The organism is Myroides albus (assembly GCF_009711045.1).
GTDB classification, from domain to species: Bacteria; Bacteroidota; Bacteroidia; order Flavobacteriales; family Flavobacteriaceae; genus Flavobacterium; species Flavobacterium album_A.
Genome location: NZ_WMJX01000119.1, coordinates 1 through 1286, shown reverse-complemented (window position 1 = coordinate 1286; position 1286 = coordinate 1). Strand labels below are relative to the sequence as shown.

The 1286-nt window shown below is 42.1% G+C and carries 1 protein-coding gene and 1 pseudogene; both read right to left on the bottom strand.

The features are described 5' to 3' along the window. A pseudogene (locus GJV76_RS15575) lies at positions 1-391 on the bottom strand (OmpA family protein); the annotation flags it as partial. Positions 392-422: 31 nt separating this feature from the next. After that, positions 423-1286, bottom strand: an 864-nt coding sequence (locus tag GJV76_RS15570; RefSeq protein ID WP_155093494.1) for a PorP/SprF family type IX secretion system membrane protein, incomplete at its 5' end; no start/stop codon positions are given.

Sequence of the window (1286 nt, the reverse complement as noted above, 5' to 3'; positions counted from 1 at the left end):
CTTCCATTTTAGAGAACTCCTGCATTACCTGGTCAGCCTTGTCGTAGTTTTCCACCGCGCGCAAACTCTGCGCATAGCGGTAGTAGTACTCCGAGCCCAATGCAGATAAGTCTTTATCCTCATAATCAGATTCGAAAAGCTGAGTATACCACTTGTTGGCCTCTATCAGTTTTGCGTTAAAGTAATACGAATCCCCTAACTTTTGCAAAATGGACTGATTCACATAGCCTTTATCTGCTATGGTTTCATAAACTTTGATTGCATCGATATAAGCTAGTTTTTCAAACTCCTTATCGGCTTTCTTTTGCTTTACTTGTTGCGCGTGAATGCTCATACTTCCTACGAGCATCAAACACACTAAAAAGCTTATCTTTTGTATCTTTCTTATCATCTGTGTCTTGTGTTAGATTGACCGTTAACTCTTAGAAGAAACGAGGGGCGTTGATGCGTCCTGTTCTGCTAAAAATATCAAAGCGAAGCACAATCTCGTGTGATCCTGAGTTATAGTGACGCAAAGCGGTTGTCTCTGCATCGTAGCTATAACCCACAAATAAATTGTCGTTTACTTGGAATCCCGCCAAAGCGCTAAGGGCTGCATCCCAGCGGTAAGCCGCTCCTAGGGTGAACTTCTCTGCTATTAAAAAGTTTGCCGATACGTCTACTTGTAAAGGAGATCCTTGTATTGCCTTGGCCAAGAAAGCGGGTTTGAACTTCAAGTTATCTGACAAGTCAAACACATATCCCCCCATAAGGTAAAAGTGCATCTTCTCGCGCATAGTCACAACCTCTTGACTATCGTAGTTGTCGTTGTATCTATCCACTTGTAAAAACTTGGGAACAGACAATCCAAAATAAGCTTTGTCGGAGTACACGTATACCCCTGCTCCTATGTTGGGATTAAACTTGTTGTTGATATTCTCTTGAGATACCCCGTCTGATGGATCAAAAATGCGAAGCTTCTGATAGTCTACACTCAATAAATTAGCCGTTCCCTTTAATCCAAAGGCCAATTTATAGTCATAACTAAGGTCAATTGTATAAGATAGATCCACAGAGATATTATTCTCATCCATCGCTCCTAATCGGTCGTTGACAAAGTTTACTCCAAGACCAAGACCTGACTCGCCAAGTGGCGTAGACACCGATACATGTGCTGTCTTAGGTGCTCCTTCCATTCCTACCCACTGCGTGCGGTAAAGACCAAAGATGGATAAATTTGATTTAGATCCAACATAAGCCGGATTTATAGCTCCTGTATTGTACATGTACTGCGTGTACTGTGGGTC